This window comes from Parabacteroides gordonii MS-1 = DSM 23371, from assembly GCF_000969825.1.
GTDB lineage: Bacteria > Bacteroidota > Bacteroidia > Bacteroidales > Tannerellaceae > Parabacteroides > Parabacteroides gordonii.
This window is the reverse complement of sequence record NZ_KQ033919.1, coordinates 1,487,867-1,514,085: the sequence shown is the minus strand read 5'-3', so window position 1 is coordinate 1,514,085 and position 26,219 is coordinate 1,487,867. Positions and strand designations below refer to the sequence as shown.

Here is a 26,219-nt window from a genome sequence, read left to right as displayed (position 1 = left end):
ACTTTTGCAAATTGTTTTTCAGAATATTAACGAGAACTATATAGTAGATTATGTTGACAGCAAAAGAAATCCGTGAATCGTTTAAAGAGTTCTTCGCTTCCAAGCAGCACCAGATAGTGCCGTCTGCTCCGATGGTAGTGAAGGGAGACCCTACATTGATGTTTACCAATGCGGGTATGAACCAGTTTAAAGACATTATCCTGGGAAATGTACCTATTAAATATTCACGTGTCGCGGACTCACAGAAATGTCTCCGTGTAAGCGGCAAGCATAACGACCTGGAAGAAGTAGGGCATGATACCTACCACCACACCATGTTCGAAATGTTGGGTAACTGGTCGTTCGGTGATTATTTCAAGAAAGAAGCCATCAATTGGGCATGGGAATACCTGGTGGATGTGCTGAAACTCGATCCGAAACGTTTATACGCTACCGTATTCGAAGGAAGCCCCGCCGAAGGTTTGTCGCGTGACGACGAAGCGGCCGGTTACTGGGAACAGTTCCTGCCGAAAGACCATATCATCAACGGTAACAAACATGATAACTTCTGGGAAATGGGCGATACAGGCCCTTGCGGCCCTTGTTCGGAAATCCATATCGACCTTCGCCCCGACGAAGAACGCGCTGCTACAAGCGGTGCCGAAATGGTGAACAAAGACCATCCGCAGGTGATCGAGATCTGGAACCTGGTGTTCATGCAGTTCAACCGGAAGGCTGACGGCTCGCTCGAACCGCTGCCCGCCAAGGTGATCGATACCGGTATGGGTTTCGAACGTCTTTGCATGTCCTTGCAGGGTAAGACTTCCAACTACGATACCGACGTATTCCAGCCGATCATCCAGGTGATCGCTTCCACTACCGGAACCAAATACGGCGAAAACAAACAGCAGGACATCGCCATGCGTGTGATTGCCGACCATATCCGTACGATTGCATTCTCTATCACAGACGGCCAGCTGCCGTCGAATGCCAAAGCCGGTTATGTGATCCGCCGTATCCTGCGCCGTGCCGTTCGTTACGGGTATACCTTCCTCGGACGCCGCGAAGCATTCATGTACGGCTTGCTTCCCGTGCTGATCGAAACGATGGGGGATGCTTATCCCGAACTGGTTGCCCAGAAGACATTGATCGAAAAGGTGATCAAGGAAGAAGAAGAGTCTTTCCTGCGCACGCTGGAAACAGGTATCCGTTTGCTGGATAAGAAGATTGAAGAAACAAAAGGAGCAGGCAAAACCGTTATCAGCGGGGTGGATGCCTTTACCTTATATGATACATACGGATTCCCGTTGGACTTGACCGAACTGATCCTGCGTGAAAACGGCATGGAAGTGAATATCGAGGAGTTCAACGCTGAAATGCAGAAACAGAAGGAACGTGCCCGCAACGCCGCCGCTATCGAAACAGGCGACTGGGTAGTCCTGAAAGAGGGCGAAGCCAAATTCGTAGGTTACGACCTTTTCGAGTGCGAAGCCGAAATCCTGCGTTACCGTAAGATCAAACAGAAGAATAAAGAACTCTTCCAGGTCGTGCTCGACCAGACTCCGTTCTACGCAGAAATGGGTGGACAGGTTGGTGATACCGGATGGTTGATCGCCGACGATGAAAAACTGGATGTGATAGATACAAAGCGCGAAAACAACCTGCCGGTTCATTTCGTGGCCCGTTTGCCGAAAGACGTAACGGCTACTTTCACAGCCAAGATCAACGAAAAGAAACGTATCCAGTGCGAATGCAACCACTCGGCTACCCACTTGCTGCACGAAGCGTTGCGTGAAGTATTGGGAACACACGTTGAGCAGAAAGGTTCTTTCGTTTCTCCGGAAGCCCTTCGCTTCGACTTCTCACACTTCCAGAAAGTGACCGACGAGGAGATCCGCCAGGTAGAAAAGCTGGTAAGCGAAAAGATCCGTGCCAACTTCCCGCTGGAAGAACATCGTAATATGCCGATCGCTCAGGCACAGGCCCTGGGTGCTATGGCGCTGTTTGGTGAAAAGTATGGCGATGAAGTACGCGTGGTTAAATACGGTTCTTCCATCGAGCTGTGCGGTGGTACGCATATCCCGGCAACCGGTATGATCGGTTCGCTGCGCGTGGTGGCCGAAAGCTCTATTGCTGCCGGTGTGCGCCGTATCGAAGCGGTGACGGCCGAAAGTGCTGAAGAATATACCTACCATTTGCAGGACTCTTTCCGCGAACTGCGTGCCATGTTCAATAATGTGCCGAACCTGGCTCAGACCATCCGCAAATCCATAGAGGAGAATGCCGAATTGAAAAAGCAGGTAGGCGATTATATCAAGGAAAAAGTGGCGTCGATGAAGAAAGACCTGATCGCTAAGGCGGTGGTACGCCACGGTGTTAAAGTGGTTGTCTTCCGGGGTGAAGCCAGTGTGGATGCCATCAAAGACCTGGCATTCCAGATCAAGGGTGAAAGCTGTACGGATGAGAAAGTGTTCTTCGTTGCCGGAATAAAAGACGGTGCCAAATGTGCTCTTATGGTGATGTTGAGCGAACCGTTGGTTGCCGACGGTATGGATGCCAGTAAGTTGGTTAAAGACGCAGCCAAGCTGATCCAGGGCGGTGGCGGTGGCCAGGCTCACTTCGCAACTGCCGGTGGTAAGAATCCGGATGGCTTGATCCAGGCTGTCGACCAGATCCTTGCAGCGGCTGACTTACAGTAAGAAGATATATATAGAAAATATCCGACTCGGGGTGGTTCCTTTCTAAAGGGAATCACCCTTTTTTTCGGTATTCTCTATACTACAGGCTTTACTTTGTTTAGAGACTATTTAGTAACTTATTATTTTCTAAACGTCCTCTATTCACTTAACTTAATAACATAGAGGTAAAAAAATTGGAGTTTTTGCTGTATATTTGCCTGGCTTTCTTTTAGAAAGGAATAATCATGCAAAAAATACAAATCAAGTAGACTTTCATCAAATGAGAAAATGTAATGAACAGCAAGCAGTTTCCCGTACCCTTACTCTTTGTGGCGCAATGGTAGCCTCATTGTTTCTCTGGGGATGTAGCGGAGCAGGTGCAACGGACAAATCATTCGAACGATCGGATTATTATACCCGTGGTATCGGGCAGTATCCCGGTAGTCCGAAGGAGGATTTCTCTCCTTCCCTGGTTCCGGATCAGGCGAATTATCGGAATATAGCTTTGTTGCGTTCCGCTTTCAATTCGTCCAGCCACGATTATAACCTGACGGCGCAGTTGGCTACCGACGGTATCGTGACGGATAAGCAACCGCAGTATCTGAACCTTTCAACTCCTGCCGGAGATGCTCCCCGACGCGAACGCGAATGGATGATCGACGAGGGGCCTTATTCGAGGAATACGATCGAAGGGGAGGATACCTGGTTTCAGTTCACTTTGAATGAGTATAGTAAATCTGTCGGGAAAGTACATCTGATAGGTAATCTTATTTATAACGACCAGTTGGCAAAAGGCGGTTTCGAGATCGTTTGCCAGGGTTCGAACGACGGACAGAACTGGACGGAAATAGGCAAGCTGAGCGGTAACGGAATGCCGGGCGAAGCGATGCGCCGCCGTGTTCCCGTGACCGACCCGAACAAGCAGACCGAACAGATCTCCATGCCGGTTCGCAAACTGGACGAAACGATCACTTTCAATACGGAAGAGGCTTTCTCCAATTACCGCGTATTGTTGAAAATGACCGGTGCCCACAGCTGGGTATTTACGGATGTCAACTTCTATAATAAAGACGGACTGGTGGAAATGAAACCGTCGCAATTCTTTACGAGTGCCTGGATGAGTGCCACTACGGGTGAAGAATGGCTGTATGTGGATCTGGGAAGCCGGTCTGAATTCGATAAAGTGATCCTTCACTGGATCAACAAAGCCGTAAAAGGTAAGGTGCAGGTGTCTGACGATGCCACGCAGTGGACGGATGTTGCCGACCTGCCGGGCGGTGACGGCCTGACGGATGAAATTACGCTGGGGGGTGGCAAGAAAGCCCGCTACGTGCGTATCCTGATGCAGGAGCCGGCTAACGACAGCCGTTATATCCTGAGCGAACTGGAGGTGATGGGTAAAGGGGGACTGGTTCCTCAATGTGCCGCTGCACCTGCTGTTTCGGATGGTGAGATTTATTTGTCGGGAGGAAACTGGCGGCTTCAGCGGGCTTCGGAAGTGAATGCCACAGGCGAACAGATTTCTACCCCGGACTTCAAGCCGGAGAACTGGATCATGGCTACCGTTCCGGGTACCGTATTGAGCAGTTACAAGAATATCGGTGCTATTGCCGATCCGAATTATGCGGATAACCAGTTGCAGATCTCCGAGTCGTTCTTCAATTCCGATTTCTGGTATCGCGACGAGTTCGAAGTGCCGTCCGGCTTTACCCAGGATCGTGTGTTCCTGAATTTCGACGGTATCAACTGGAAAGCGAATGTATATGTGAACGGTAAGCAGGCAGGTCGTATCGAAGGTGCCTTTATCCGTGGTAAGTTCGATGTGACGGACTTGATCGTGCCGGGTAAGAATGTGGTTGCCGTGGAGATCATCAAGAATCAGCATATCGGTGCCATCAAAGAGAAGAATGTACAGAGCACGGACTTCAACGGGGGTATCCTGGGGGCTGATAACCCGACTTTCCATGCCACGATCGGCTGGGACTGGATCCCGACGATGCGCGGACGTAATATAGGTATCTGGAATGATGTGTTCCTGACGACTACCGGTAAAGTAACGGTGGCCGATCCGCTGGTACAGACCGTGTTGCCGTTGCCCGATACGACTTCGGCTAAACTGACGGCGGAAGTGATCGTGAAGAACCATGACGCGAATGCGGTAAAAGGTACCCTCGAAGGTAAGATCGGTGATATCACTTTCCAGCAGCCGGTGGAACTGGCGGCAGGTGAGGAGAAAGCGGTTGTTTTCGACGCTAAGGACTTCCCGCAGCTGAATGTGCAGAACCCGCGTCTGTGGTGGCCTAAAGGGTATGGCGAACCTAACCTGTATGATGCCAACTTTACTTTCAAGATAGACGATAAGGTGTCGGATGCCAAAGACTTTAAAGTGGGTATCCGTCAGATGACCTTCAATGAAGATAACCAGATCCTGAGCCTGTTCGTTAACGGACGCCGTTTTATCGGTCGTGGCGGTAACTGGGGTTTCAGCGAGTCTAACCTGAATTATCGTGCCCGCGAATATGATATCGCCGTGGCTTATCATGCTGATATGAACTTTACGATCATCCGTAACTGGGTAGGTATGATTGGCGATGAGGAACTCTACGAAGCCTGCGACCGTCATGGTATTATGGTTTGGCAGGACTTCTGGCTGGCTAATCCGTCCGACGGCCCCGATCCTTACTATCCCGAAATGTTTATCGCCAATGCGGAAGATTACGTGAGACGTATCCGCAGCCATGCATCTATCGGTATCTATTGCGGACGTAACGAAGGTTTCCCGCCCGAACAGATCGACAAGGAGCTTCGCCGGATCGTGAAAGACGAGCATTCCGGTATTCATTATATATCCAGCTCGGCGGACGACGTAGTGAGCGGACATGGCCCGTACCGTATGCTTCCGGCAAAGGAATATTTCACGCTGAAGACCGGTAACGATAAGTTCCATAGTGAACGCGGTATGCCGAATGTGCTGACTTACGAAAGTATGCTCCGTACCTTCTCGCCGGAAGGACTCTGGCCGCAGGGCAACCAGTGGGGGATGCACGATTATACCCGCGAAGGGGCTCAGGGGGCTACTTCTTTCAACGAGATCATTGCAAAAGGATATGGCGAGCCGCGCAGTGCCAAAGAGTTCTCCGAACTGGCGCAGTGGGTGAATTATGATGGTCACCGTAGTTTATTCGAATCCCGCAGCCAGAACCGTAAAGGCTTGCTGATGTGGATGAGTCATTCTTGCTGGCCTTCTATGGTATGGCAGACGTACGATTATTATTTCGAGCCGACGGCTGCTTACTTCGCTATCAAGAAGGCGTCCGAACCGCTGCATATCCAGTGGAACCCGGTAACCGACGAGGTGGAAGTGGTGAATTACAGCGGTGGCAACCGTAAGGGCTTGACTGCAAAAGCGCAGGTGATGAATATGGATGCTTCCGTGGCCTGGGAAAAGGAAGTGGCTATCGACAGCAATGAAGATACGACTAACAAGTGCATCAAGCTGGAATTTCCGGAAAACCTGTCGAAGGTTCATTTCATCAAGATGGTATTGACGGAGAACGGTGAGGTTGTTTCTGAAAACTTCTATCACAGAAGCCTGGAAGAAAACAACTATCAGGAGCTGCGTAACCTTCCGAAAGTGGCTCTGAAGTCGGATGTCACGATCAACAAGGAAACAGACGGCAACTGGACTGCAACGGCTGTGATTGAGAACCCAACGTCTACTCCGGCCCTGATGGTTCGCCTCAATGTAGTGGGTGGTACGGACGGATTGCAGTTCCTGCCGATGTTCTACTCCGACAACTACTTCGCCCTTCTCCCCGGCGAAAAGAAAGAGGTTCGTTTCCATTGGAAAGACGAAGATACCAGAGGAAATACACCGAGGGTAGTGGTTTCAGGATATAATGTAGAGTAAAACAAAGTAAACCTGTTGTTATAGCAGGTGAATAACTCATATGAAAAAGGTGAGCGGCTACCATAGCCGTTCACCTTTTTCTGTTATGAAGTACGACTATCTGGGAAAATCCCGTCAGGTAATAAAAAATAAGGGTTTAAATATGCTGAAAACAAATAATCGTTATCTTTACTGCATTAAGATTAATCATATAATATTAAAACTATGAATGAATTACAATTAATCCAAAGCAAGATCTATGAAATAAGAGGTCAAAAGGTGATGCTGGATTTTGATTTAGCTGAAATGTACGGAACTGAAACAAAGTATTTGAAGCGTGCTGTTAAAAATAACATCAAAAGATTTCCTTCTGATTTTATGTTTGAACTAACAAAAGAGGAGTTAGAGAGTTTGAGGTGCAATTTTAGCACCTCAAAAAGAGGTGGAACCCGTTATATGCCCTTTGCATTTACTGAACATGGCGTTGCTCAACTTTCTTCTGTATTGAATAGTGACATAGCAATAGAGATAAATATACAAATAATCCGTGCTTTCATAACGGTTAGACAGTTGATATTGAATCCCCCGGCAGATATGGTTATAGAACTTAAGCAGGAAATAAAAGATTTGAAAGAATATATAGAAGAAACGTTCACAGACTACAATGACATCAACGAGGATACTCGGATACAGCTGGAATTGATTAATAAAACACTGGCTGAGTTGCAGGTGCAAAAGAAGCTGTCAGATAAGCCGCGCAACCCGGTCGGATTTGTGAAATCAAAGTAATAATATCTATTTATTGAAACACGGACAACGCGGAATATGCGGATTAGAAGTTGTATTTTTATCTTTATCCGTGATATTCCGCGATCCATGTTTAGTAACGGTAATTTTTATCTACCGTACAAGTGTTGTGCAGAAGGAACCATGATCACGTTCAATTCCGGATCAGCCATGTCTGGATCGATCGGGAACATCGGTCTCACGATATTTTTATATGGAAGCTTCTTGAAGTCCTGATCCACTCCGCCTCGTGTAAATGCCATCACCCAATCCGCTTGTATATTGTACCATTGGTTTACAAGGTAACCTTGTTTTACCATTACGATATCCATTTCTTTCGGATCGATTCCTGAACCTTCCAGGTTCGGAGTGGGAGACGATGTACCTACTACCACATAAATACTTCCGGTTTTTACGATAGCGATATCCCTTTTGCGTCTCCAGGATTCCGCATTCTTGTCATCTTCCGGGCTGACATAAACCACGGTACCCGACAATTTCACGGGGCCTTCGTAGGAATTATCTACCATAGCACCTACCATGCCTTCTACGTGTCCGCCTACGCCGACCTTACGTGCCTGCTTAACTACCTCTTCTCCGGGGATGGAACAATAAAGAACGCTCTTTCCTTTATCGCTCTGGAATTCCGGACGCTTCAAGAGTCTCGCCAAAGTCCAAGTGACTTCACCTGAGCCTCCTCCGCCAGGGTTATCTCCCATGTCACTGATAAAGAAAGGCTTCTTTTTACTTGCTACTGCCAAATCGATACATTCTTCGAGTGAATATCCCGGAGCTTCCAGTGAGAATTGCTTACGGACATCCCAGAATTTTTGGGCGAGTTTCTTCGCCCCGGCTTTCACCTGTTCTTCATCGTCACCGTAAACCATCACGACACCCTGGTTTCTCGGGTTGTCTCCCCAAACATAACCGATCCATATGCCCGCATCTATCACTCCGGGCATGGCTTCAACCTCGGGAACCAATGCGTACAGTGATTTTGCAGGCTCGACGCGGGTACTCGACCATTCACCGGATACCAAGACAGGAACAGCAACCCATGCCTTGTAGGCCGGACGTCCTTTCCCTGATTCAAGACGTTCCAACAAATTGACGACCCCTCGTCTGTGCGATTCGCGGGAATCATCGTGAGGAGCTTTGCGGTAAGTAGTAATCAGGTCGGAGTTGAGAGCCACCAACCAAGAAGGATTTCCATGAAGATCCATCGTGGTAGTAACCAAGACATCGTTTCCGATCAAACTACGCACCTTCTCCATAAATTCACCTTCAGGATCGGCCACGCCTTCCACGCTACAAGCTCCGTGGTTATAAAACCAGAAAGCATCATATGGCATATTGGCCTTGATCATCTCCAGTGATTTTTCCACAAACGCATCGTACGACTCTTTTGTCACGGGGCCTCTTCCACCGCCGTAGCCGATTTGGGTGGGAAACCAAGTGGCCGCCTGTCCCATAGCGGAGTCAGGACTGATATAGTCCGGCATTCTTACGGGGTGTCCTACGAGCGGTTGCCTATTCGGGACGAACACGCTGTTTTCTATCTGTATACCGGCAATACCGATACGCGGTTTTTTCTTCTGTCCAAAGGCCTCTCCGACGAACGATACGGCCAGAAGACAGATTCCGAGCAATAATAGATTTCTTTTCATACTGTTATGATTTATACAAGTTGTTGTTTCTTTATTAATTCTTTATTAAACCGCCACTTATGTCAATCTCGGTTTGAGGTATAGGCAATACTTCCGCACCGGCGGCGAAAGGAGTCTTAGCTCCAAATTCTGTCTTCTTGGTTCCGTTAAAGACTTTCTCGCCCCATCCTACTCGTACCACATCAAAGAACCGGAAACCTTCCAATCCGAACTCCAGATGACGCTCGTTCATGATGTCTTCAAATAATTTATCTCCTGTATTGTTCTTAGGAGCCAGGTTGACATGACTTCTCACCTCGTTCAGATACTTTTGCGCATTAGCGATATCACCACTGGAATAACAAGCCTCGGCATAGTTCAAATATACCTCTGCGAGGCGAATAAGCCTGAGGTTTGTCGGTTGGTTATTCCCTCTGTTCTCTTCTCTCTCCCCGGGGGCAAGATACAATTTGCGATTATACCAGCCGGTTCGGTCGTCCGTAACGGGTGCCACCTCGCCTTTAGCCGCAGTCTCGATCTCTATAGCCTCTTTCGTGGAGAGGAGTGTCGTATTCTTTCGTATGATATCCCCCTCGGCATCATAAGCGTCAGCCAGGGCCTGGGTAGGCTGTGCGCAACCAAAGCCGATCGTCATATTTCGGGGCATGGACATTAATACGTGACGGTTACCGTTATTTACATTATACGAGCTTTGAGTTGTGGAAGTATACATATTTATTTCCAGGATAGATGCGGAACAGTGTTCCCCTTTCAAGGAGAATTGCCAAGCGTATTCTTCCGGGCTCACCAGGCTATATTCGCTACCGCATTCCTTTTGGAAATTCTCGAATGCCTTTTTTACCTCATCGTACTTTTTCTGATAAAGATAAACACGTGTTTGCATGGCAATGGCTGCACCTTTGGTGATTCTTCCTGCGTAGTTTGCATCGTAGTTCGCGATCTCACTTTTCTTAGGCAAAGCACTAACCGCATCTTTCAAGTCTTGTTCGATAACAGCATATACTTCCTCGACGGTCGAACGTCCGAGCCTTTCATGGGCGAGATCCAGGACTTCCGTATAACAAGGAACACCGCCAAAGGTTTTCACGAGTTCGAAATAGGTATAGGCGCGGATAAACTTGGCCTCACCAATCATTTGTTCCTTATTGTACGTCGAGAAAATGGCATCGTCGGCCGTTTCCATGTCTTGTAAAAATAAATTAGCTTTATTGATACATTGGTAAGAATACCGGTATTTGTTCAAAATTTCGGTATGATCTGCCTGATACTGAAAATTCTCCATCAACGTGAAGGTCTGTGCATCGTTCGAAGAACCGCTATAAGTTGCGTCGTTCGACAATACGTCTCCGAAACATTGCATCGACCAGGTGTAACGGAAGTCTTTCATACCTGAATAGACAGCTGTCAAACGCAAGAATGCTTGCCGTTCTTCTGTTAGCTTTCCTGCCTCCGGGCTACCTAACGGGGCCAAATCCAAATCCGCGCAACTGCTGAATCCTGTTAATATCGCGAGTGCGATTCCTATGATATATTTGTTTTTAAACATAACCTTATAAATTTAAAAAGTAACATTAAAACCACCGGTGAATGATCTGTTCTGAGGATAGATACCGTAATCTATACCTCTGGATAAAGAGCTCGACTGACCTACTTCCGGATCCATACCCGAGTAACCGGATATCGTAAACAGGTTCTGACCGCTTACATAAAAACGCACCTTTTGAAGTTTTATCTTCTGCGTGAGAGAAGCGGGTAGGGTATAACCCAGCTGGGCGTTTCTCAATCGGAAATAAGTGCCGTTTTCCACGTACATGTCTGAGAAACGGTCATTATCGTTTACGTCCGTAGCCGTCAGGCGAGGGATGTCCGTATTTGTATTGGTAGGCGTCCAATAATTCATTAACGCTCTATCCTTGTTCGTTATATCGTTCGGGAAATAGGTGTAATAACGCATCGCGTTAAAGATCTCATTACCGATCGTTCCACCGAACTGCAAATTGAGGTCGAAGCCTTTCCACCCCATACCTACAGTGATACCGTATATGATATCCGGAATAGGGTTACCGATCATGCATCTGTCACTCGAGTTTAACTTGTTGTCGCCGTTCGTGTCCACAAACAATACATCACCCAATTCGGCATTAGGCTGGAAATCAGCCCGCTTAACGGCATCCAGCTGCTCCTGTGTTTGGATAAGCCCGTTTGTCTTATAGCCCCAGAATGCGCCGATAGGCATACCTTCATTCGTGTAGGTGAGGTACATGGTTCCGTTTCGGAATGGCCCGTCGGAAATAGGCGTACCACCGTTCAATTTCGTCATCCGGTTACGGATGGTCGACATATTCATTCCCACGTTGTATTCGAAGCCGCTTTCGGTCTTGTCTCTCCATTCGAGATTCAACTCGACACCGCGGTTGTTTGCCTCACCGATATTGGTGTAGGTATTATTCGCATATCCCATATAGATAGGCATAGGAGCCGCGAGCAACATATCCTTCGTTGTCTTGTAATAATACTCGAAGCTGAAAACCATCCGGCTGTTAAAGAAGCTCGCGTCGAGACCGATGTTAAGGGATTCCGTGGTTTCCCATTTAATATCCGAATTGCCTAATCTTGCCACAGCAATACCCTGATACAAGGTTTCATTCTCCCTTGCTCCGAATAAAGCACCGTATGACGCGTTTAATGACAGCAAACTGCGATCCACATAATCGGTAATATTCTGATTCCCGATCCGTCCCCAGCCCGCACGAAGTTTTAGGGAAGAAACCCAATCGGCGTTCAGACTCTGGAAGAACTTTTCGTTATCCATTCTCCAACCCAAAGCGAACGAGGGGAAGTTACCCCAGCGGTTCTTGGAAGAGAATTTAGAGGAACCGTCTCGACGGAAAGTGGCCGTGACGAGGTATTTGTTATCGTAATCGTAGTGTACGCGGCCCAGATAAGACATCAAACCATATTCCGTAGCGCTATTGCTTGCCGTGGTCTTGTTCTTATCCAGCGTAGCGTCTACATAGTGTAGGTTATCCGACTCACCGATAAGATCTCTTGCGTTTACGCTCAGGCTTTCCCGCTTACCCCATTCGTTGGTATAACCCACGAGAGCGGATATGGAGTGTTTCTTGGCAAACTTCTTCTCATATGAAAGGGTATTCTCAAATGTATAGTAGTATCCTTTGGTCTGCGACTTCGATAAACTACTTTCCAGATTTCTCTGGCTAGAGGATACCTGATAGACAGGCGAGAACGTTTTATTGTCGACTCTTCTGATTTCCGCTCCGAAGCTACTCTTGAACTTCAATCCTTTTATAATCTGCCATTCACCATACATATTGCCGATGAAAGCAAGTCTCTCCCGTTCATTGTCCCGGTACATGATGCTTGCTAACGGGTTATAGTAGTCAATATAAGGAGAGTAACCGTACGAACCGTCCGCATTTCGGGCAGGAGTTACCGGATCGAGGCGGAGTGCGTTACTTACGACACCATAGTCGGCGTCGTACACATTGCTACTGTTGCGCTCGCTGATACTCGCATCGGTAGATCTTGCGATCGACGCGTTGGTACCTACTACCAAATGATCCTTGATCACTGTTTTTTCCGTACTTTGACGGACACTGAACCGTTCATAATTGGATTTCTTGATCGTTCCATCTTGATTGATATAATTCAAGCCCAGATTGAATTTATAGTCATTCTCTTTACCGCCGCTTATGCCGACACTGTAGTTGTGCATAAAGGCTGTATGCGTGATCTCGTCCATCCAGTTGGTGGAGACGTTACGATTGACAAGGCTCAAGTCGATGGGAACACTTCTTACGCCGTTCAACTGTTCCTGATAGTCGTACCATTCCTGACCTGACATCAAATCGATGTTATTCAATATCTTGTTCATTGACCAATACGCGTCGAACGTGACGGTGGTTTTTCCTACGGCACCTTTTTTCGTAGTGATAAGGATTACGCCGTTTGCGCCACGGGAACCGTAAATAGCGGAAGCGGAAGCATCTTTAAGCACTTCCATAGACTGTATGTCTGACGTGTTCAGGTAGTTTATATCCGTCACGGGCATCCCGTCTACGACAAACAATGGTTCTGCATCGTTTACCGTACCGACACCTCTGATACGGATCGTGGCGGCGGAACCCGGAGATCCGGAACTGGAAGTAACGGATACGCCGGTAGCCAGGCCTTGCAATGCAGAAGAAACATTGGCCACAGCTTGGCGAGCGATTTTCTCCTCGCTCACGGATGAGATAGCTCCCGTGATATCGCTTTTTTTCATCGTACCGTAACCGACAACGACCACTTCGTCCAACGTCTGCAGGTCTTCCTTCAGGACGATTCTCAGCGACTGTTGCTGTCCGACGGGTACTTCTCTGGTTATATAACCGATATAGGAGACCACCAGGACAGCCGATTGAGGAATGTTGTTAAGAGCGAAGTCGCCGTTTATACTCGTGATAGAGCCGGTCGTTGTCCCTTTCACCATTACATTGGCACCGATGACCGGTTCGCCGTTTTGATCTACTACCACACCGCTCACATTTTTGTCCTGTTGGCTGATAGCCGGGCTTATGTTTGATGCAGTTTCCTTTTTTAAAGTCAGGATAATATTCTTATCCAATACTTCATATTTTATATCTGTATTCCTGAATAGATCGTCCAATACTTCAAATACATTTTTCTGGCTGGCACGGATAGATACCAGTTTATTTGTATTCACTTGCTTCGTATTGTAGAAGAATTTGAATTCCGACTGGGATTCAATATGGTCCAAAACCGTTTGTATGGTTTGATTCTTAGCCTCGACAGATAATGAGGTTGTCTGACTATACGTATTTGCCGCGTTTACTATAGTAAGGGTGGCGACTAGCAATAATGCAGTTATTTTCATACGTAAGAGTATTTTCGTTTTGATATTACTTCTTTTTCGCATAGATTTACAGTGTTTTTAATGGTAAACAAAAATGTAAGCTTGTTGCCTCAAGCGTCGTTTTTTTTCCACACGAATAGATACGCCAATATTTATTCGTGTGTTTTTTGTTTATGGATCTCTTGCTTTCATGATCGTTTTTGATTTAAAGATTAGACAATAGTTAATATAATTCTATCTGACTTTTGGTGATTTCTCCATCCTGATCGAGCTCGTGATTTATTTTATAACGTATACCGGATGATCGTTTGAAATGCTCCAATACGCGTTCGATCTGCTGGTTGGTGAAAACACCGGTAAAAGAATGCTTATAAAAAGCGGGGTCTTTTATTGTAAACTCCACGTTGAACCGTTTGCTCAGTATCCACAAGATTTCGGATAAGGGAGTCTCTTTTAAAATGATCTGACCGTTTTTCCAGGCAATATCTTTTGGGACATACGCTTCAGATACCTGGGTCTGACTGGTTTTCTTATCGAAATAAATCTGTTCATTCGGTTCTATGACTACGGAACCGGATGTGTCGTCTTCGTTTTGATAGTTGAATTGAATGGAACCGTTGACAAGGGTTGTCGCAATAAAACCGTTGCTGCTATACGCATCCATATTGAATTCAGTACCTAAAACTTTGACGGAAGAATTTCCCGAATGAACGATAAAAGGCTTTTTTGTGTTTTCTGTTACTTTGAAATAGGCTTCACCGTCAAGGGTCACTTCACGGGTCTGCCCGGAAAAAAGGTTGGGGTATCTAAGGTAAGAGGAGGAGTTAAGCCATACTTTTGTGCCGTCGGGCAATACGGTTGAACCGATCATCCCAGGTGTCATGCGCGCTTCCAGATAGAAAACAGGGGTCTTTTCCCGGGGCTGTAACAGGAGAAAACCGGAAAGGGTGAGCAAAGGCAACAGTAAAATTACCGCAACCCGTTGGACAAAGAGATACAATTTCCGGAATTGTTTTTCCTTTATCTGCTTATTGACGTTTTCCAGTGCTTTTTGCGGAGCGGAGCGTTTGATAAACTGCAGGGAAGTAACGGCAAAAGAGAGTTCATAATAATCTTTGGCAATCTTCCGGTTCTCTTCCGAAGCATTGATCCATTCTTCTACTTCGATATATTCCTGACCGCTTAGTTCGTTATTCATATATCGAAATAAATCCAATTCATTTATATTTTTCTTCTGCTCCATTCTTTCTGTTCTTTCTAATATGACAGTTCAGGAATGAAAGTTCCTAAACAGAATTGGGAAATAAGCCCTTTTTTTTTAATTTTGCTTTATAGATGCAAAATGCGTATCAGAATAAGTCGGCTCATGACCAAACAAATGTATCAGAACACAGAAGATGAAAGACTTTTTGATTCCCTTCAGCGGGGAAACAAAAAGGCCTTTAATACTTTCTTTTTAAGGTATTACCCTGTGTTGTGTGCCTATGCGACACAATTTGTCGGGATGAATGATGCGGAAGAGCTTATACAGGATATGATGGTTGGGATATGGGAACGTAGAAAGGAAATTGTGGTCGATTCTTCCTTGAACGGTTATCTTTTCCGTGCCGTGAAGAATAAATGTATCAATCATATAGAAAAACTTCGTTTGCATGAACAGGTTCACTCATTCATTGCCGGCAACTGGCAATCACAGTTTGAAGATCCTGACTTTTATATTGTGGAAGAGTTGACACAAAAAATAGAAGAGGCGCTGGCAAAACTTCCGGAAACATACCGGGAAGCTTTCGTAATGAACCGGATCGACGGTAAGACCTATAACGAAATAGCGGAAGCATTAGGTATGTCTTCCAAAACAATCGATTACCGTATACAGCAGGCCCTTAAAAGTCTTCGCGTCGAATTAAAGGATTATCTTCCGTTAGTACTGATTTTAATTGGAGATAATATAGTATAGTTATTACTAACCAGAAAAACCGCACCTAAATAAGCCGATTACGAAGAAATAATGTGCCAATTTAGGAAATATTGAACCAATTAGTGACGCAGCGTCCCTGGAAGGGGCGAATAATATTAACCCTTTGGGTCCGACTGCGACACTATAAACAGACTCATATCTGCCAAGAACTGAAACATTCGAACCTGTCAATAACTGACTCTGTTTTATGACCTGTATTATCATTTTCCTTTTACATGATAAAAATAGCATTCATACCATTCACCCTTCACTTGTAAGGATGTAGTTATATGTAAATCAGTATATAAAGCCTGCATTTTGAGGTGAAGGGTTGTTGGAAAAGGTGAAGGGTTTGTATAAACACTTCACCTTTATCTCTTTTAGATTACTTATTTTTATTGCTTATGCTATTGATCAGTAAATAAAAGGTCAGGGTTGATTAAGCCGGACATTACCACTCGTTCGCTTAACGATCTAGGTGGGTAACCTTAACAACGGAGCTCGTTAAGCTTAATGATGTAGGTCGCAAAGCTTAACGACGATGATGTCCGGATTTATAAGTAATAACTAAAGAGTTAGTAGGCCGTAGCTTTAGTGGTAATTGATAATAAGGGGAAAGATACTTTTTAAGGTGCCGTATGGATGCTTATATATAGGAAGGTGAAGGGGTCAAAGCAACCCTTCACCTTTTTACGAAACCATTCACCCTGTATATTCGCTATTAAGTGGGTTGTAATCAGTGTATTATCACATGAAAGGTGAAGGGTGAAGGGTATATTGCCTGATTTTACCTGGATATCGTAATCATCAGTCCGATACCTTTTACCGTTTTAATAGTGACGCTTTCGTCCTGCGCCAGTAGTTTACGGAGTTTGGTAACGAATACGTCCAGGCTACGGGAGGCAAAGTAATCGTCTTCCGTATTCCAGAACTTATCAAGAATGATTTCCCGACGTACAACTTCCTCCGGTTTTCGGAATAATAATTCCAGAATTCCTGTTTCGCGCGGAGTCAGCAACTGGCTACTTCCTGATGTATGTCGTAAAGTAGCTTGGGCGAGATTCAATGTATAACAGCCTACTGTCAGTGCCTGTGAATTATCCCTTTCTGCATTTCCCAGCTTCATGCGGAGAAGTGCCCGGATGTGGGCATCCAGTTCTTCTGGCAGGAAAGGTTTTTTGACGTAATTGTTTACTCCTAATTCATATCCTTTTACGACATCTTTCGGAGAGACACGGGCTGAGGAGAAAATGATAGGTGTTTCCTGATCCGTCATCCGAATACGGCGAACCATTTCATAACCGTCCATGACCGGCATTTCTATATCGGCGACGATCACATCCGGTTTTATTTGCCGGTATGTCTCCAATCCTTCTTTTCCATTGTATGCGATAGTAACTGCATAATCACCTATCATATCTTCCAGCCCCCCCTGAATGATATAACTTAGGTTGGTATCGTCTTCTACTAAAAGTAATCTGATCATATTGTTGTTTCTTCTGTGGATACTGGCAATGAGATTGTAAATTCGCTATATTTTTCTTCTTTGCTTTCGACACTGACATAGCCGCCATGCGAACGGGTGACGTTCATTACATAGTTAAGTCCCAGGCCAAATCCGGTGATACCCTTTGCTGTATTGTTACGGTAGGCAGAGACTCGTTCGAATTTATCGAATATATGATTTTGTGCAGCAAGAGAAATACCGACTCCGTTGTCTCTTACCTTGATTTGTGTGAATTGGTTGAACATACAGGAAATAATTTGTATATCAACCGGGTCTCCGGAGTATTTGATAGAGTTATCTATCAGGTTACTGACGGCCTCTTTCAGATATTCTTCATCAGCGAATATCTTTTCCGCTTCTATATTCAGTTGGAAGGTGACGGTTTTAGTGGTCTTTGCGGCAAACATTTGTGTTAACTCTTCTACCATTGGCCGGATAAATATCCAGGACTTTTCTAATAGAAGTTCACCATGTTCCAGTTTGGAAATGGTCAGAACCTTATTGGTTAACGCCAGTAGGTGTTGTGCCTCTTCTTCTAATATATCGAAGTATTTTTCTTTCTTTTCCGGCTTACTGTCCAGCTTCCCGCTTCGGAGGATGCGTGCTCCCATAAGGATTGAGCTGAGAGGTGTTTTCATGTCGTGGATCATGGCATAGGAAAAATCTTCCCGTATGTGTGCGATCTCGTCCTGTCGTTTGATAATATTGATTTGACGTCGGATACAAATCATAAGAACAGCCAGTGCAATCGTGGTACCGAAGAAAAAATAGAGCAGTTTGCCTATTGACCCGGCCCGGGGATTGTGAATGTATGCCTGTATCCCTTGTGTGTCATTGATCGGATAGACAAAGGTAAGTCGTTTGTCGAACAGGCGCTTGTAATCCTGATAATACCGGATATCGCTGCGCTGTACTGTGGCCGGGTTATCCAGCAATACCGTGTCTATACGGAATATAAGTTTGTCAAGATCCCTTTGGTTGAGCTCTTCTCTGAAGAGAGTTGGGAGAACGGTTGTTTTGTCAGCTTCGTACCGTTCCGTTGCATGGCAGAAAGACTCGTGTATCTGACGCGCCAATTGCTCTTTGGTCAGGGTGTAGCTTCGTCCGATCCATTGTCCTGTCAGGAAGAGAGCAATAATGGCCGCGAAGGCTGTTACTATAATGTAGTATGATTTTGCCATAATCTATTGATTGTACCGGCAAATATAAACATTTCCGTTTTTTCAACATTCTTCAATTGATGTATTAACGTAAAGATAACGTTTGGATAACCTTTTGCTTCTATCCTCTCCCGTATCTTTGCAGTATAGAAATCAACTGAAAATAATACGATATGAAAACAAAAGAAATGAATTTGGAAAAATACACTCATCCGGAAGGGGTAGAGGTAAAAGTGAGTGCTGCCCGGGTAAATGTAACAATGTTAGTAGCTCTGTTCTTTTTTGTCATAGGTGGAGTTGTTTTATTCAACTATATCTGGGGAGATGGCTCGAGTTATGATGCCGGACATAAACTGGGAAACATTGCCAGGCTTCAGGCGCTTTCAATAAAAGGTGCGATTATTATGGCTCTTTGTTGTGTGGTGTATATCTTGCTTCAATATGGTCTACTGTATTGGTTTACCGGAAAAGATTGCCAGGCGCTGCGTTGGAATACGGACTGGAAGTCATGGGGGTTTCTGGTTATAAAACCGTTACCATTGAGATATTACCGTATGACACTGCTGGCTCCATTTGTTCTGATAGGTTTACTGCCTTTTATACATGGTCTTTGTACAGGGAATGATGTATGTTTTTTTATCGGTGTATTTTGTATTATGGCTAGCGGTGCCGATTGCTACTACTATTGGAAGCTTCGTTCTTTTAGTGGCAATGATAAAATAGTGGATGGAAAGGAATCGCTGAGTGCAACTATACTAAAAGATATTTAAATCACATAGATACATTTTTTTATGAAAGAAGGCAAGAGAACTCTCTTGCCTTCTTCTTTGATAATCGAATAACAAATAATACCTTTGTAACCTAAGAAGCAAAATAATAAAATATATGGCTGATCAAAAAGTAGTGATCAGTAAGGATCTGAAAGCAGATTTGCAAGAGTTCCTTGCTGCACTGAATTACGATAAATTGTTTGTTCTCACAGATACGAATACTCAGGAGAAATGTTATCCTTTGATTCAGGATGTTCCGGCTATCAAGGGCGCTCCGGTTATAACCGTAGATGCGGGTGATACGCATAAAGGGCTGGAAGCTTTATCTACTATCTGGATGCGCCTTTCAAACGAAGGGGCTTCCCGCAACTCCTTGCTGGTAAACCTCGGAGGTGGTATGGTGACTGATATGGGTGGCTTTGCCGGTGCGACTTTCAAGCGCGGACTGAAAACGGTAAATATCCCTACTACGCTGATGGCTTCGGTGGATGCTGCCGTCGGAGGGAAAACGGGCATCAACTTCAATGGGCTGAAAAATGAGATCGGTTCTTTCTATCCTCCCGAATGTGTATTTATCGATTGCGAGTTCCTTCGTACGCTGGATCGTGATAACCTGTTGTCTGGTTATGCGGAAATGATTAAACATGCACTGATCAGTTCGATAGATACCTATGCGACTGTTATGTTGTTCGATCTCGACCAGAAGATGGATTATGCCTTCCTGAATAAGATGGTAGCCCAGTCGGTAGCTGTAAAAGAGCGTATCGTAGAGGAAGACCCGAAAGAACATGGTATCCGTAAGGCGCTGAACTTCGGTCATACGATCGGGCATGCTTACGAAAGCCTTTCGTTTAAGAAGAACCGTCCGTTGCTGCATGGTCATGCCGTTGCTGCCGGTATCGTGAGCGAATTGTATCTGTCTCACAAACTTTGCGGTTTTCCGATGGATAAGTTGAGCCAGGTCGTTTATTATATCAAGGAATATTATCCTGCATTTGTGTTCGATTGCAAGGATTACGATACTTTATATGAGCTGATGACACATGATAAGAAGAATGAGGCAGGTATAATCAATTTCACTTTGCTTTCGCAAATCGGTGATGTTCAGATAAATCAGCAGGTTACAAAAGAAAAAATACTGGAGTCTCTGGATTTTTACCGAGAAAGTTTTGGCGTATAACGGAAAAATCTTACCTTTGCAGCCGTAAAAGAAAAACGGGATGTAGCTCAGCCCGGTAGAGTACGCGTCTGGGGGGCGTGTGGTCGCAGGTTCAAATCCTGTCATCCCGACGGTTAATGAGCAGAAAGGAATTAAGTTGTAAACTTAGTTCCTTTTTTTGTTTTTCGATATTTTTCGCGAAATTCTTTACCTCGCCAGAGAGGTATAAACCAACGGGAAAGGGTAGGTTGGATTTTTCCATGAATGGTGATTACATCCCATTCGGGGATTAAGTTGAAACAGGAACGTAACTCCTGTATGAATAATTGTTGTCGTTCGGAAGAGATATCTTCTTTTCCGAAGGTTATATGATGAATAATCAGGCTGTCTATTTTTCCGTCCTTTTGCGGAATCAGGCTGAATAAACATCCTACTTTTATATCTTTAAGCTCCGGGAATAAATCTTTATTAAACTGTTGTATAATGAATTGCAAGGCCTCTTCCTTAGTAATACGAGCCTTTTGCAAAGAGTTTTCATAAAATGCCTGGGAGATGACTTTCCCTTGTTCTATTTTGTATATTCTTTCATGTTCATAATCGCGCAGAAATCCGTCATGTATATATGAAACACATTTTCCGGAGACAACTTTTAATTCGCCACTGAACCAAGAGGCTGTGATGCGGCTCTCTTTTTCTTTATATCTTCCAAAAATACTATCAATCTTTAGAAAGGTTTGTTCTCCTTCATGTCTATCCGGGTAAACTCTTATCTTTTCGAGATATAATGTGTTGTTTTCCAGTTGCCAGTATCCGATATATCTCCGGTAACATCCGGTGCTGAAGTGTTCATCAGATAAGAAGGTTCGTATTTGTTTTTGTACTTCTTCGCTTATCAATGAATCTGCTTCAATAGGGCAAGAAAGCATACTGAGGGTATCATGCCCGATAATAATTATTTCACCAACCTGCCCGGTTGCTTTGACTGAAATGGTAAAGCAACTCCATAGCAGATATATTAGTAGTAGTCTTTTGATCATAGTAGTATATCTTAGTTGCGTAAATATATGAAAAAGGTTCTGGATTTAATAAATCTTTGTAGGGAAAGTGTTTGTTAAGATTTAGTAATGATAGGGCTGGCCGATAGCTATCAGCCAGCCCTATTAATTCCATTATCCTGGTGGCTGGATTTAATTATCCGGAGGATAGTTCTTTACTCGGCAGCGTTTATTTGTTCGATCAGCTGAGAGGCACATTTGAAATGGACGATGGTTCGAGGCGTGAGCATAATGACATCTCCATTCTTGGGATTTCGTGCCGGACGACTTGTCTGTAAGCGAGGTTTGAATGCCCCGAAGCCAGGTATGAATACACGGTCGCCGGCTTTTGTCTGCTCAACGACCATCTCCGTAAATGCATCGAGTATTGTTGTAATATCTTTCTTGTTAACCTCTGTTCTTGCTGCTAGTTCGTTAATTAGTTGACTTCTGTTCATCGCTTTTTCTTTTTTAGTTAGAAATTTGTTTATAGGTTTGTATCCAATTTACCTTTTCTGAATTCAGAGGGAGACATGCCCGTATGTTTCCGGAAGAATCTCGCCAGAGAAGACTGATTGGCAAAATTTGTTTTAAGTACGATCTCCTGTATGTTTAATGAAGAGTCTCTCAATAAAGCTTTGATCTCTAATATAATATACTCTAATATCCAATCTTTGGCCGACTTGCCGCTTACCGCTTTGACAATTGTCGTTAAATACTTGGGAGTTATACATAACATCTTAGCATAAAAGGAAACCTCTCTGTTCTCTTTGTAATGTTGCATGATAAGAGAAAAGAATTTATCTGTCAATTCTTTTTTATGAGAATCCATTGTCGGTATATATGGCAATGAGTCGATTTTGTAACTGTTATAAAGGTCCAAGTAGAGAATTCGTAATATATGAATGACGGATTCTCTTGGATACAGGTTGGAAGGCGATTGGGCCTTTGTGCATACCATGTTATAATAATTACCGAAGTTCATCGATTCGCTATCTGTCAGTTCATAATAGAAATGACTTCGCATGTAGAAGAAGAAATGAGGGGAAAACCTGCAAATTCCACTTAATACATCATTGAATAACGATAGTGAAATGGAAAAAGCACTTATAGTAAAGTCCTTACTTATCTCATTTAAAGAGATAAGCTGACCTGGAAGAAGTATTATCAGCTCGTTTTTTGCCAATAAGTGTTCATATGTATGAACTTTGATCCTGGCATTGCCTTCGGTGCAAAGTATTACCATTCCGTATTCTATGTATGAAGGATACGGGGGAATAGGAATTTCTTTGACATCCTTATAGAATATTAATTCGTTATTTATAAAATTCGCGGTGTCATTATTTCCTACGTATAATCTGTTTTCTTCTAAAGACATCACCCTATAATTATATTCGTGTATAAAATTAAGACATCGTTCTTTATGATATTCAGGGTTGTGGAATTATGGTATGACAATGAAGAAATATGGTACGTTTCTTGACATTTTTTGTTACAGACTATTCACTAGTGAACCATATAAACCTTATTTCGAAGATATTTGTTCATTATTCTCATATTAAAAATTGTTGTTGTATCTTTTGAATGTTACCGTTTTCTTATATATGGTTACTATTCTACTGCGTATTGGATATGCAGAACCTGCTCCTTATTCAAAACGGAAAAGTATAGAAGAAGTATGCTGTTTGGAATAATTTTGACGAAAGTTTGAAATTAAAGGTATGAAATTGTGCAATAATAAGAAGATGTTTGTATATTTAAAGCTGTAAAGAATCAGCAAGCATAACAAACTTGTCTGCTCAGTGGTTATTAATAAAAAAGCAAGTATAACTTTAAAGTCAAACATCATGGGAAAGAATCAATTAATTCACAGTAATGAGTTACACCTCATCGAAAAAGCTGAAATTCATAATGCAGCAAAAAAAATGGTAGAGTCACTAAATCTTGCCGCAGGTTCGACAGGAGGTTTTGATATTTATAAAGTGGTAGAAGTCTATTTTACCGATTTAGAAAAAAGACATCAAATGAATCAGCTTTTAGGAATTCAGGAAGATTGTGCTTATTACGGTGCAAAAGAACAAGAGGCAGAATGTGCGAAAGCAGAAGCTGCCAATGAGTAACTAAGGCTGCAATACAAAAATAGAAAGGAGATACTTGTAGAAAGCATCTCCTTTTTATTTTATCTTTATCTTATTTGAACTACCAGGTCAACTCGGGCAGAAAGCTGGATAATGTTGCTTTTAGCTCCTTGATGTTGATCGGTTTCGTGATGAATCCGTTGCTTCCGGCCTGGCGTGCCGATTCCATATCATTCTCAAAAGCATAGGCCGATTGCATGATAACCGGGATTTCCGCATCGAATTTGCGGATTTCTTTCAGGGCATCTATACCGTTCATTTCAGGCATCTTGATGTCCATAAGTATCAGGTCGGCATGTTGCTCTTTATAAATTTCCAACAGTTCCTTTCCTGTTTTAGCATGCAAAATATTGCAGTGTCTTTTCAGGATTGTTTTCAGTAATAAGAAGTTACTTTCTTCATCTTCTGCGATGAGAATTGTAATGCTTTTGTTTGCTATATTTTCATCCATGATCTTAATATTGGATTAACATCAACAAATTTCAGCATTTAATTTAAGATACGCAAGCTTATAAGGCTTAAATCTTCATGAATATCAACAAATGTAGGGGAAAGTGTCAGAAGGGGGGATATAACGGGATAAGAACATAAAAAAAGGAGCTGCTTTTATAAGCGACTCCTTTTTGTCTTATATCAGTGTAACTGATTATTTTCCAGAAAGTTTTTCTTTCAAAGCAGCCAGTTCTTCAATGTCACCCAGTGTAGTTTTTTCTACCGGACCGGTTACCATTGCAGAAGCTTCTTCGTTTTTGTTGCGTCTTGCAGCCGGCTTTTTGTCACCTGCAGGAGCATCTTTCTTTGCACCCTTCTGTTCGTCTTCGAAAATACGGCTGTGAGAAAGGATGATACGTTTTGCTTCTTTGTTGAATTCGATTACCTTGAACTGAAGTTTTTCGTCAACTACAGCCTGAGAACCGTCTTCTTTTACCAGGTGTTTCGGAGTTGCGAAACCTTCTACACCGTAAGGCAGAGAAACTACAGCACCCTTGTCAAGTACTTCGATGATTGTTCCTTCGTGGATTGAACCTACTGTGAAGATAGTTTCAAATACATCCCAAGGATTTTCTTCCAGCTGTTTGTGCCCTAAGCTCAAACGACGGTTTTCTTTGTCGATTTCCAGAACCTGAACTTCGATTTCCGCACCGATCTGAGTGAATTCACTCGGGTGTTTGATCTTCTTAGTCCAAGAAAGGTCAGAGATGTGGATCAAGCCGTCTACGCCTTCTTCGATTTCTACGAATACACCGAAGTTAGTGAAGTTACGAACTTTTGCTGTGTGGCGTGAACCAACCGGGAAACGAGATTCGATATCTTCCCATGGGTCAGCTTTCAGCTGTTTGATACCCAGAGACATCTTACGTTCGTCACGATCCAAAGTCAGGATTACTGCTTCGATTTCGTCACCAACCTTCATGAAGTCCTGAGCAGAACGCAGGTGCTGAGTCCAGCTCATTTCTGATACGTGGATCAAACCTTCTACGCCCGGAGCGATTTCGATGAATGCACCGTAGTCAGCCATAACAACCACTTTACCTTTTACTTTGTCACCAACTTTCAGGTTAGTATCCAAAGCATCCCAAGGATGCGGAGTCAATTGTTTCAAGCCAAGAGCGATACGTTTCTTTTCGTCGTCGAAATCAAGGATAACAACATTGATCTTCTGATCAAGCTGAACGATTTCTTCCGGATGAGAAACACGGCCCCAAGAAAGATCTGTGATGTGGATCAAACCGTCTACGCCACCCAAGTCGATGAATACACCGTAAGAAGTGATGTTCTTAACAGTTCCTTCCAGAACCTGTCCTTTTTCCAGTTTAGAGATAATGTCTTTTTTCTGTGCTTCAAGCTCTGCTTCGATAAGAGCCTTGTGAGATACAACAACGTTCTTGAATTCCTGGTTGATCTTAACGATCTTGAATTCCATTGTCTTACCTACGAATACGTCATAGTCGCGGATAGGCTTAACGTCGATCTGAGAACCCGGTAAGAATGCTTCGATACCGAATACGTCAACGATCATACCGCCCTTCGTACGACATTTGATGTAACCTTTGATAATTTCGTCTTTTTCAAGAGCTTCGTTAACACGATCCCAAGAGCGTGTAGCGCGAGCTTTCTTGTGAGAAAGGATCAACTGTCCTTTTTTGTCTTCCTGGTTTTCGATGTAAACTTCTACTTCGTCACCAATTTTCAGATCCGGATTGTAACGGAATTCCGCCATTGATACAACACCGTCTGATTTGAAACCGATGTTCACTACAACTTCACGTTTGTTCATTGCAGTAACGGTTCCCATAACGACTTCCTTATCCTTTACAGTGTTCAGGGTTTCGTCATACGTTTTTACAAGGTCGTCCTTGCTTACGTCACCGTAAGATTCTCCCATTTCATAGGAGTCCCAGTTGAAATCTTCAACCGGCTGAATGTTCTTTAAATTTTCCATTCTCTAATTGTTAATACTTAAGTTTGTTTTAATTAGTAAGTTAGACATTATGTTGTCATCTCTCAAAAATCGGGGCAAAGGTAACGCTTTTTTTCTGATAGACAAGCGTTTTGCTTCGGAAAATAACTTTTGTCCTTTTTGCTTTTTTTGAACAAGGTGTATTGATTATTAATGAG

General features: G+C 43.9%; 18 protein-coding genes and 1 tRNA gene. 8 read left to right on the top strand and 11 right to left on the bottom strand.

Annotated elements, in window-relative coordinates; genetic code table 11:
* Positions 1 to 50: 50 nt before the first annotated feature.
* The 3 genes from alaS (at position 51) to HMPREF1536_RS06105 (ending at position 7,335) form a co-directional block, all read left to right on the top strand.
* On the top strand, positions 51 to 2,678 hold the full coding sequence (alaS, locus tag HMPREF1536_RS06115) for an alanine--tRNA ligase (RefSeq protein ID WP_028727693.1): 2,628 nt from the start codon (positions 51 to 53) through the stop codon (positions 2,676 to 2,678).
* A gap of 259 nt (positions 2,679 to 2,937) precedes the next feature.
* Positions 2,938 to 6,567: a glycosyl hydrolase 2 galactose-binding domain-containing protein gene (locus tag HMPREF1536_RS06110; protein WP_028727694.1), complete on the top strand. Its 3,630-nt coding sequence runs from the start codon at positions 2,938 to 2,940 to the stop codon at positions 6,565 to 6,567.
* 204 nt (positions 6,568 to 6,771) lie between these two features.
* Positions 6,772 to 7,335, top strand: coding sequence for an ORF6N domain-containing protein (locus tag HMPREF1536_RS06105; protein WP_028727695.1), 564 nt, complete (start codon positions 6,772 to 6,774; stop codon positions 7,333 to 7,335).
* 107 nt (positions 7,336 to 7,442) lie between these two features.
* Here HMPREF1536_RS06105 and HMPREF1536_RS06100 read toward each other — a convergent pair whose 3' ends face one another.
* From HMPREF1536_RS06100 to HMPREF1536_RS06085, 4 genes are all read right to left on the bottom strand, one after another.
* A complete protein-coding gene (locus HMPREF1536_RS06100) occupies positions 7,443 to 8,999 on the bottom strand; it encodes a M81 family metallopeptidase (protein ID WP_028727696.1) in 1,557 nt (518 codons plus the stop codon).
* A gap of 34 nt (positions 9,000 to 9,033) precedes the next feature.
* Complete coding sequence (locus tag HMPREF1536_RS06095; protein ID WP_028727697.1) at positions 9,034 to 10,545, bottom strand: RagB/SusD family nutrient uptake outer membrane protein; 1,512 nt, start codon at positions 10,543 to 10,545, stop codon at positions 9,034 to 9,036.
* A gap of 12 nt (positions 10,546 to 10,557) precedes the next feature.
* On the bottom strand, positions 10,558 to 13,896 hold the full coding sequence (locus HMPREF1536_RS06090; protein WP_225607977.1) for a TonB-dependent receptor: 3,339 nt from the start codon (positions 13,894 to 13,896) through the stop codon (positions 10,558 to 10,560).
* 202 nt (positions 13,897 to 14,098) lie between these two features.
* On the bottom strand, positions 14,099 to 15,118 hold the full coding sequence (locus tag HMPREF1536_RS06085) for a FecR family protein (protein WP_028727699.1): 1,020 nt from the start codon (positions 15,116 to 15,118) through the stop codon (positions 14,099 to 14,101).
* A gap of 123 nt (positions 15,119 to 15,241) precedes the next feature.
* On the opposite strand from HMPREF1536_RS06085, the gene HMPREF1536_RS06080 reads away from it, so the two are divergent.
* Complete coding sequence (locus tag HMPREF1536_RS06080; RefSeq protein ID WP_028727700.1) at positions 15,242 to 15,832, top strand: RNA polymerase sigma-70 factor; 591 nt, start codon at positions 15,242 to 15,244, stop codon at positions 15,830 to 15,832.
* 787 nt (positions 15,833 to 16,619) lie between these two features.
* On the opposite strand, the gene HMPREF1536_RS06075 is transcribed toward HMPREF1536_RS06080, so the two are convergent.
* Both HMPREF1536_RS06075 and HMPREF1536_RS06070 read right to left on the bottom strand, forming a co-directional pair.
* Positions 16,620 to 17,318 carry a response regulator transcription factor gene (locus HMPREF1536_RS06075; protein WP_028727701.1) on the bottom strand — a complete coding sequence of 233 codons (699 nt, stop codon included), beginning with the start codon at positions 17,316 to 17,318 and terminating at the stop codon, positions 16,620 to 16,622.
* Positions 17,315 to 18,520 (bottom strand): sensor histidine kinase, encoded by a 1,206-nt coding sequence (locus HMPREF1536_RS06070; RefSeq protein ID WP_028727702.1) that lies wholly within the window; start codon positions 18,518 to 18,520, stop codon positions 17,315 to 17,317. Before HMPREF1536_RS06070 ends, HMPREF1536_RS06075 begins: the two co-directional genes overlap by 4 nt.
* A gap of 152 nt (positions 18,521 to 18,672) precedes the next feature.
* Here HMPREF1536_RS06070 and HMPREF1536_RS06065 point away from each other — a divergent pair, with 152 nt between their 5' ends.
* The 3 genes from HMPREF1536_RS06065 (at position 18,673) to HMPREF1536_RS06055 (ending at position 20,559) form a co-directional block, all read left to right on the top strand.
* Positions 18,673 to 19,269 carry a DUF3267 domain-containing protein gene (locus tag HMPREF1536_RS06065; protein ID WP_028727703.1) on the top strand — a complete coding sequence of 199 codons (597 nt, stop codon included), beginning with the start codon at positions 18,673 to 18,675 and terminating at the stop codon, positions 19,267 to 19,269.
* Positions 19,270 to 19,384: 115 nt separating this feature from the next.
* Entirely contained in the window at positions 19,385 to 20,449 is a 1,065-nt protein-coding gene (gene aroB, locus HMPREF1536_RS06060; RefSeq protein ID WP_028727704.1) for a 3-dehydroquinate synthase, read from the top strand.
* Between the two features lie 36 nt (positions 20,450 to 20,485).
* Positions 20,486 to 20,559: transfer RNA gene (locus HMPREF1536_RS06055), tRNA-Pro, on the top strand.
* Between the two features lie 21 nt (positions 20,560 to 20,580).
* Here HMPREF1536_RS06055 and HMPREF1536_RS06050 read toward each other — a convergent pair.
* From HMPREF1536_RS06050 to HMPREF1536_RS06040, 3 genes are all read right to left on the bottom strand, one after another.
* Positions 20,581 to 21,465, bottom strand: coding sequence for a hypothetical protein (locus HMPREF1536_RS06050; RefSeq protein WP_044192139.1), 885 nt, complete (start codon positions 21,463 to 21,465; stop codon positions 20,581 to 20,583).
* Positions 21,466 to 21,638: 173 nt separating this feature from the next.
* Positions 21,639 to 21,920 carry an HU family DNA-binding protein gene (locus HMPREF1536_RS06045; RefSeq protein ID WP_028727705.1) on the bottom strand — a complete coding sequence of 94 codons (282 nt, stop codon included), beginning with the start codon at positions 21,918 to 21,920 and terminating at the stop codon, positions 21,639 to 21,641.
* A gap of 29 nt (positions 21,921 to 21,949) precedes the next feature.
* Positions 21,950 to 22,840, bottom strand: a complete 891-nt coding sequence (locus HMPREF1536_RS06040) for a helix-turn-helix domain-containing protein (protein ID WP_028727706.1) — start codon at positions 22,838 to 22,840, stop codon at positions 21,950 to 21,952.
* A 469-nt stretch (positions 22,841 to 23,309) separates the two neighbouring features.
* On the opposite strand from HMPREF1536_RS06040, the gene HMPREF1536_RS06035 reads away from it, so the two are divergent.
* Positions 23,310 to 23,582: a hypothetical protein gene (locus HMPREF1536_RS06035; protein ID WP_028727707.1), complete on the top strand. Its 273-nt coding sequence runs from the start codon at positions 23,310 to 23,312 to the stop codon at positions 23,580 to 23,582.
* 79 nt (positions 23,583 to 23,661) lie between these two features.
* Here the strand turns inward: HMPREF1536_RS06035 and HMPREF1536_RS06030 are convergent, their stop codons facing one another.
* Positions 23,662 to 24,051, bottom strand: coding sequence for a response regulator (locus HMPREF1536_RS06030; RefSeq protein ID WP_028727708.1), 390 nt, complete (start codon positions 24,049 to 24,051; stop codon positions 23,662 to 23,664).
* A 195-nt stretch (positions 24,052 to 24,246) separates the two neighbouring features.
* Positions 24,247 to 26,043 carry a 30S ribosomal protein S1 gene (rpsA, locus tag HMPREF1536_RS06025; protein ID WP_028727709.1) on the bottom strand — a complete coding sequence of 599 codons (1,797 nt, stop codon included), beginning with the start codon at positions 26,041 to 26,043 and terminating at the stop codon, positions 24,247 to 24,249.
* Between the last annotated feature and the right edge of the window lie 176 nt (positions 26,044 to 26,219).

Excerpts from the sequence above, each read along its gene's own strand:
- alaS (WP_028727693.1), top strand. The coding sequence starts at position 51 with ATGTTGACAGCAAAAGAAATCCGTGAATCGTTTAAAGAGTTCTTCGCT.
- HMPREF1536_RS06110 (WP_028727694.1), top strand. The coding sequence starts at position 2,938 with ATGAGAAAATGTAATGAACAGCAAGCAGTTTCCCGTACCCTTACTCTT.
- HMPREF1536_RS06105 (WP_028727695.1), top strand. The coding sequence starts at position 6,772 with ATGAATGAATTACAATTAATCCAAAGCAAGATCTATGAAATAAGAGGT.
- HMPREF1536_RS06100 (WP_028727696.1), bottom strand. The coding sequence starts at position 8,999 with ATGAAAAGAAATCTATTATTGCTCGGAATCTGTCTTCTGGCCGTATCG.
- HMPREF1536_RS06095 (WP_028727697.1), bottom strand. The coding sequence starts at position 10,545 with ATGTTTAAAAACAAATATATCATAGGAATCGCACTCGCGATATTAACA.
- HMPREF1536_RS06090 (WP_225607977.1), bottom strand. The coding sequence starts at position 13,896 with ATGAAAATAACTGCATTATTGCTAGTCGCCACCCTTACTATAGTAAAC.
- HMPREF1536_RS06085 (WP_028727699.1), bottom strand. The coding sequence starts at position 15,118 with ATGGAGCAGAAGAAAAATATAAATGAATTGGATTTATTTCGATATATG.
- HMPREF1536_RS06080 (WP_028727700.1), top strand. The coding sequence starts at position 15,242 with ATGACCAAACAAATGTATCAGAACACAGAAGATGAAAGACTTTTTGAT.
- HMPREF1536_RS06075 (WP_028727701.1), bottom strand. The coding sequence starts at position 17,318 with ATGATCAGATTACTTTTAGTAGAAGACGATACCAACCTAAGTTATATC.
- HMPREF1536_RS06070 (WP_028727702.1), bottom strand. The coding sequence starts at position 18,520 with ATGGCAAAATCATACTACATTATAGTAACAGCCTTCGCGGCCATTATT.
- HMPREF1536_RS06065 (WP_028727703.1), top strand. The coding sequence starts at position 18,673 with ATGAAAACAAAAGAAATGAATTTGGAAAAATACACTCATCCGGAAGGG.
- aroB (WP_028727704.1), top strand. The coding sequence starts at position 19,385 with ATGGCTGATCAAAAAGTAGTGATCAGTAAGGATCTGAAAGCAGATTTG.
- HMPREF1536_RS06050 (WP_044192139.1), bottom strand. The coding sequence starts at position 21,465 with ATGATCAAAAGACTACTACTAATATATCTGCTATGGAGTTGCTTTACC.
- HMPREF1536_RS06045 (WP_028727705.1), bottom strand. The coding sequence starts at position 21,920 with ATGAACAGAAGTCAACTAATTAACGAACTAGCAGCAAGAACAGAGGTT.
- HMPREF1536_RS06040 (WP_028727706.1), bottom strand. The coding sequence starts at position 22,840 with ATGTCTTTAGAAGAAAACAGATTATACGTAGGAAATAATGACACCGCG.
- HMPREF1536_RS06035 (WP_028727707.1), top strand. The coding sequence starts at position 23,310 with ATGGGAAAGAATCAATTAATTCACAGTAATGAGTTACACCTCATCGAA.
- HMPREF1536_RS06030 (WP_028727708.1), bottom strand. The coding sequence starts at position 24,051 with ATGGATGAAAATATAGCAAACAAAAGCATTACAATTCTCATCGCAGAA.
- rpsA (WP_028727709.1), bottom strand. The coding sequence starts at position 26,043 with ATGGAAAATTTAAAGAACATTCAGCCGGTTGAAGATTTCAACTGGGAC.